Source organism: Achromobacter semiaridum, from assembly GCF_053543755.1.
Window position 1 is genome coordinate 35,965 of record NZ_JBLVOL010000028.1, and the last position, 5,699, is coordinate 41,663.

Consider the following 5,699-nt stretch of genomic DNA (forward strand, 5'->3'; position numbering starts at 1 on the left):
GGGCCCGCCCCCCATTCCCCGCGTTCCCGCCACGTTGTAAAAGCGCCGCAACATGCCGGCCGTATCTTTGCTTATGGTGCCCCGCCGCCCGGTTTTGGGGCATCATCAGCACCAAGGTGTTGCCATGTTGCACCAGCTTGCATCTGCCTCTTGCACAGTTTGAGGGTAAACCCCTATAATTCGGGTTATCCCTAGTAGCTAAACAACTGAGCAAGCCCGTGGAGGCTATTGTGATCAACCCGAACAACACCATCCGCCTGACCGACGAACTTGAGCGCCAACTGATGCTCCAGGCAATTGAAGAACAATTCCGTCCGCACCCGATGCGGGCGTTGGCCGCAGGCCTGCGTAAGCTGGCTCACGGCGTGAAGGCCCTGGTTGGCAAGACGAGCGCCAAGAACGCGCACTCCGCCGCCTGAAGCCTGACCGGGCCTGACGTCGCGGCCCGAACGATTTTCCCCTTGGGGGCTGCATAGCCCCTTTTATAGACCCGCCCTTACCGGCGGGTTTTTTTTTGTCGGATAATGCCGACCCATGACGACCGACGCCTTCCTAGACCAGACCCCCAATCGGCTGCGCCGCTTTGCCTGCATGATGTACGAGGCCGTATTGCTGTTCGGCGTCGTCTTCCTGGCCGGCTATCTGCTGGACACGCTGACCCAGAGCAAGAACGCGCTGGAACTGCGCGCGGCGCGCCAGGCCTGGCTGTTTGTGGCAATTGGCGCGTATTTCGTGCTGTGCTGGCGCCGGCGCGGCCAGACCCTGCCCATGAAAACCTGGAATATCCGGCTGGTGGACCGTGACGGCAACACGCCGGCAACGGGCCGCCTGATCTTGCGCTATGTGCTTGTCTGGCCGCTGGTGCTGGCCGGCGCGGCCGTAGTCTGGGGCGCCGCCAGCCTGACGGGCTGGGCGTCGATGGATATGTTCATCGTGGCCGCGCCGTTCACGATCTTTATTTGGTCCTGGTTCGACCCGGACGGCCAGTTCCTGCACGACCGCCTGCTTGGCACGCGCCTGCGCAACGCGCCGCAACGTCAGAAATCCCGCTAACACCCCGCGCCGGGGCCGCGCCGGTCACAACAGCGTCACGATAGCTTCACACGCCCGTCATCGCCGGATGATTTGATTCCAAGGCATGACGACAGCCCACATGGAAGCGACCGTGAACGAAATCCGCCCCGCGCACTGGCGTGCCCTTTGGATTTCCGATATTCACCTGGGCACAGCCGGGTGCAAGGCGGATTTCCTGCTTGATTTCCTGGACCACAACGACTCGGACACCTTGTATCTGGTGGGCGACATTGTCGACGGCTGGCAACTGCGCAAGCACTGGCACTGGCCGCGCGCGCACAACGACGTCATTCAACGCATTCTGCGCAAGGCACGCAACGGCACGCGGGTGGTGTTCATCCCTGGCAACCACGACGAATTCGCGCGGGAATTCGCGGGCTACGCATTCGGCGACATTGAGATCCTGGATGAAGACGTGCATGTCACCGCCAAAGGCTTGCGGCTGCTGGTGCTGCACGGCGATCAATTCGACGGCGTCATCCAGCACAGCCGTTGGCTGGCCCATCTGGGCGACGGGCTCTATCAATTGGCCTTGTGGATCAACCACCACTTCAACCGGCTGCGGCATCGCCTGGGGCTGCACTACTGGTCGCTGTCGCAATATCTGAAGCACAAGGTCAAGAACGCGGTGTCGTTCATTACCGATTTCGAAGAGGCGCTGGCGGGCGAAGCGCGCCGGCGGGGCCTGGACGGCGTAGTGTGCGGCCACATTCACAAGGCGGAATTGCGCGACGTTGGTGGCATCCTCTACTGCAATGACGGCGACTGGGTGGAAAGCCTGTCGGCCCTGGCAGAAACCCACGACGGCCAGTTGCAGCTGCTGGACTGGGCCGCCATCCAATCCGAGCGGCAGGCCGAGCCCACCGCCCGCCCCCCGCGATCGCTGTCGCTGCCCGCCCTGCCGTCAGCGCTTCGACGCCAAAGCAAACACCCGTGATAACCCGTATGCGTCCCCATTACGCAACGGGGATATTGCAGTTCACGGCCCTCTAGGTCATGCTTGCATCTGAGGCAACGGGCGAGCCGGCCCGTTCACGCAGCTGCAACATGCTTACAACATAGGGCCATGAACGACCAATATCAGGCGCTCTACCAAACATTCCGCTGGCTGGTTCCCACCCAGTTCAACATCGCGGAAGCGTGCTGCCACCGCTGGGCATCCAGTAGTCCGGATGCGCGGCGCATCGCCATCTACTACGAAGACGAGTCGGGCAACCGCGAAGTCTGGACCTATGCGCGCCTGGCCGAAGCCGTCAATCAGCTGGCCAACGGTCTGGTGAAGATGGGCGTGGGCCGGGGCGACCGGGTCGGTGTGGTGCTGGGGCAACGGCCTGAAACGGTCGTGGCCCATATGGCCATCTACACCGTCGGCGGCGTCGTCTTGCCCTTGTCGGCGCTGTTCGGCCCCGAGGCACTGGAAGCCCGTCTGCGCGACTCCGAAACGCGGGTCGCCATCGTGGACCACGCTTCCAGCGCCAACCTGCTGGCCGTCAGCGACAACTGCCCCAACCTGCAACAGATCATCGGCATCGGCTTCGCTGACGAACGCGTGCTGCCATGGCGCAGCCTGCTTGCCCGACAGCCCAACGAATTCAAGGCCGTGCCGACGCGTTCGTCGGACCCGGCCATTCTGCTTTACACGTCAGGCACCACCGGCGCGCCCACGGGCGCGCTGCTGCCCCACAGTGTATTGATCGGCAACCTGCCGGGCTTCGTGGCCTCGCAAGACTGGTTCCCCAAGCCGGGCGATGTGTTCTGGTCGCCGGCCGACTGGGCCTGGACGGGCGGCATGATGGACGCGCTGTTGCCAACCCTGTATTTCGGCCATCCCATCGTGGGCACGCGCGGCCGCTTTTCGCCCGAGCGCGCGTTCGAGCTCATGGAGCGCTACCAGGTCACCAATACCTTCCTGTTTCCCACGGCCCTGAAAATGATGATGAAGGCCGTGCCCGAGCCTCGCAACCATTACCAGCTGGCGCTGCGTTCCATCATGAGCGCGGGCGAAAGTGTGGGGGAAACGGTCTTTGAATGGTGCCAGTCGGCGCTGGGCGTGACGCCCAACGAGATGTTCGGCCAAACCGAAATGAACTACGTGGTGGGCAATAGCCAGAAGCGCTGGCCCGCCCGCGCGGGCAGCATGGGCCGCCCGTATCCCGGCCACCAGGTGGCGGTTTTGAACGACGAAGGGCGGCCGGTGGCGCCCGGTGAGACCGGCGAAATTGCCGTCAACCGGCTGGACATCCACGGCTTTCCCGACCCCGTAATGTTCCTGGGCTATTGGCGCAACGAAGCCGCCACTCAGGCCAAATTCAAGGGCGATTGGTGCCTGACGGGTGACTTGGCCACCGTCGACGCGGACGGCTACCTTTGGTACGCCGGGCGTGCCGATGACGTGTTCAAGTCGGCCGGTTACCGCATCGGCCCCGGCGAAATCGAAAGCTGCCTGGTCGGCCACCCCGCCGTGGCCAACGCCGCCGTGGTGCCCAAGCCGGACGCCGAACGGGGCGCTTTGGTCAAGGCCTATGTCGTGCTGACGCCCGAATTCGCCCAGCGCGACCGCGGCGAGATCATCGAGAACCTGCAAGAACATGTTCGTGAGCGCCTGGCGCCGTACGAATACCCGAAAGAGATCGAGTTCGTCGACGAACTTCCGATGACCACGACCGGGAAAATCCAACGCCGCATCCTGCGCCAACGTGAGCAAGAGCGCGCGCACATCGTGGCGACGGCACCCGCGGCGGCGCCTGTGGCAACCGGGGCACCTGCGACGGTCGCGACGCAAGCGGCAACCGTGGCACCGAAGGCGTCCACGCCGCCAGCGCCCACCGCCGCGCCGCCAGCGCCCAAGCCGTCCGCACCCGCCGATACACCCAAGGTGTCCGCGCCCGCCACGTCCGCCGCCGTGCCGAAATCGTCCACGTCACCCTCGCCCGCCGCCACGCCCGGCCTCGCCGACGCCGCCGCACCGGCCGAGAACGTCGCGCCTGCCCCTGAGGGCCCTGAAAAATTATCGGAAACCTAGGCAATGCCCATCTACCAGCTTGACGACCTGATCCCACGCATCGACCCCGCAGCCTATGTCGCCGACAGCGCCGACATCATCGGCAATGTCACGCTGGAAGCCGGCGTCAGCATTTGGTCGCACGTATCGATCCGGGGTGACAACGACGCCATCCTGATCCGCCATGGCACCAATATTCAGGAATCCAGCGTCCTGCACGTGGACAGCGGCTGTCCCATGACCATCGGCCCGAATGTCACCGTGGGCCATCAAGCCATGTTGCACGGCTGTACGATCCACGAAGGCGCGCTGGTGGGCATGCAGGCCATCGTGCTGAACAACGCGGTGATCGGGCGCAATTGCCTGATCGGCGCCGGCGCCATCATTCCGGAAGACCGCGTCATTCCCGACAACTCATTGGTGATCGGCATCGGCAAGATCGTGCGCGAACTGTCCGAAGAAGAAATCGCCAATCTGCACAAGAACACCGCCCATTACGTGGCGCGCGGCCAACACTACAAGACGGCCCTCAAGCGCCTGGCCTGAGCGCCCGGGGCAGTTGCCGTAGCCCTGCTGGCAGCAGGGGGAATTGGGTGGCCTGATCGGCTAACATTCCCCCATGACCGATCAGCTCAAAAAATACCTTACCGAAGACCGCAGCGTCCGCATCCAGGCCGTCCGCCTGGACGCGACCTGGAAGGCCGTTCAGGCCAACCACGACTACCCGCCCGCCATCACCCACCTGCTGGGCGAATTGGTAGCGGCCTCTACCCTGCTTGCCGCCAACATCAAATTCGATGGCTCGCTGGTGCTTCAGATCCAGGGCGACGGCCCCATCGCCCTGCTGGTGGTGGAATGCCGTTCGGACCTGAGCCTGCGCGCCACCGTCAAAGTGCGCGAAGGTCATGAAGTGCCGTCCGATGGCACCATGCAAAGCCTGCTGAACCCCGGGGGCAACGGGCGCTTCATCGTCGTGCTGGACCCGCAACGCAAGCTGCCTGGCCAGCAGACCTACCAGGGCATCGTGCCGCTGGAAGGCGACACGGTGGCCGAAGCGCTGCAACACTACATGAAGGCGTCCGAACAGCTGGACACGCGCTTGTGGCTGGCCGCCGATGCCGACAACGCCGCCGGCATGCTGGTGCAACGCCTGCCGTTCCATGGTGGCACCGACGCCCCGCTGTTGACTGAGCAAGCCGCCGCCGAAACCTGGGACCGCGTGGTCGCCCTGGCCAGCACACTCAAGCGCGACGAAGTGCTGGAAGCCGACATCGACACCTTGATCCATCGCCTGTTCTGGGAAGACACCTTGCTGGCGTTCGACCCGGCGCCCGTGCGCTGGCATTGCCCTTGCACGCGCGAGCGCGTCGCCAGCATGCTGCGTTCGCTGGGCGAAGAAGAGGTCAACAGCGTCCTGGCCGAGCGCGGCCAAGTGGATGTGTCATGCGACTTCTGTGGCAAGCCCTATAAGTTCGACGCCGTGGATTGCGCCACGTTGTTCTCGCCAAACCAGCCTGCCGCCGACGACGCGCCGCCCACGGTGCACTGATCGCGCCGCGTCCCGCCCTGCGGGACATTTTCATCACCTCGGATTGTCCGTATCGACAGGCGGTCATGCCCGCGC

Annotated in this window: 5 protein-coding genes and 1 pseudogene; all 6 read left to right on the top strand. The window is 64.2% G+C overall.

Annotated features, from left to right (window positions below; genetic code table 11):
- Positions 1 to 230 precede the first annotated feature (230 nt).
- The 6 genes and pseudogenes from ACNPP0_RS09000 (at position 231) to hslO (ending at position 5,624) form a co-directional block, all read left to right on the top strand.
- Positions 231 to 419: a hypothetical protein gene (locus tag ACNPP0_RS09000; protein ID WP_046802652.1), complete on the top strand. Its 189-nt coding sequence runs from the start codon at positions 231 to 233 to the stop codon at positions 417 to 419.
- Between the two features lie 115 nt (positions 420 to 534).
- Positions 535 to 1,053 carry an RDD family protein gene (locus ACNPP0_RS09005; RefSeq protein ID WP_120154335.1) on the top strand — a complete coding sequence of 173 codons (519 nt, stop codon included), beginning with the start codon at positions 535 to 537 and terminating at the stop codon, positions 1,051 to 1,053.
- Positions 1,054 to 1,138: 85 nt separating this feature from the next.
- Entirely contained in the window at positions 1,139 to 2,011 is an 873-nt protein-coding gene (locus ACNPP0_RS09010; RefSeq protein WP_332610610.1) for a UDP-2,3-diacylglucosamine diphosphatase, read from the top strand.
- A gap of 129 nt (positions 2,012 to 2,140) precedes the next feature.
- Positions 2,141 to 3,787, top strand: a pseudogene (locus ACNPP0_RS09015) (acetate--CoA ligase); the annotation flags it as partial.
- Between the two features lie 312 nt (positions 3,788 to 4,099).
- Complete coding sequence (locus ACNPP0_RS09020; protein WP_006218111.1) at positions 4,100 to 4,621, top strand: gamma carbonic anhydrase family protein; 522 nt, start codon at positions 4,100 to 4,102, stop codon at positions 4,619 to 4,621.
- 73 nt (positions 4,622 to 4,694) lie between these two features.
- The gene (hslO, locus tag ACNPP0_RS09025) at positions 4,695 to 5,624 is read left to right on the top strand and encodes an Hsp33 family molecular chaperone HslO (RefSeq protein ID WP_046802650.1); all 930 of its coding nucleotides are present in this window, start codon (positions 4,695 to 4,697) and stop codon (positions 5,622 to 5,624) included.
- Positions 5,625 to 5,699 lie beyond the last annotated feature (75 nt).

Coding starts and splice junctions, on each gene's coding strand:
- ACNPP0_RS09005 (WP_120154335.1), top strand. CDS start 535: ATGACGACCGACGCCTTCCTAGACCAGACCCCCAATCGGCTGCGCCGC.
- ACNPP0_RS09010 (WP_332610610.1), top strand. CDS start 1,139: ATGACGACAGCCCACATGGAAGCGACCGTGAACGAAATCCGCCCCGCG.
- ACNPP0_RS09020 (WP_006218111.1), top strand. CDS start 4,100: ATGCCCATCTACCAGCTTGACGACCTGATCCCACGCATCGACCCCGCA.
- hslO (WP_046802650.1), top strand. CDS start 4,695: ATGACCGATCAGCTCAAAAAATACCTTACCGAAGACCGCAGCGTCCGC.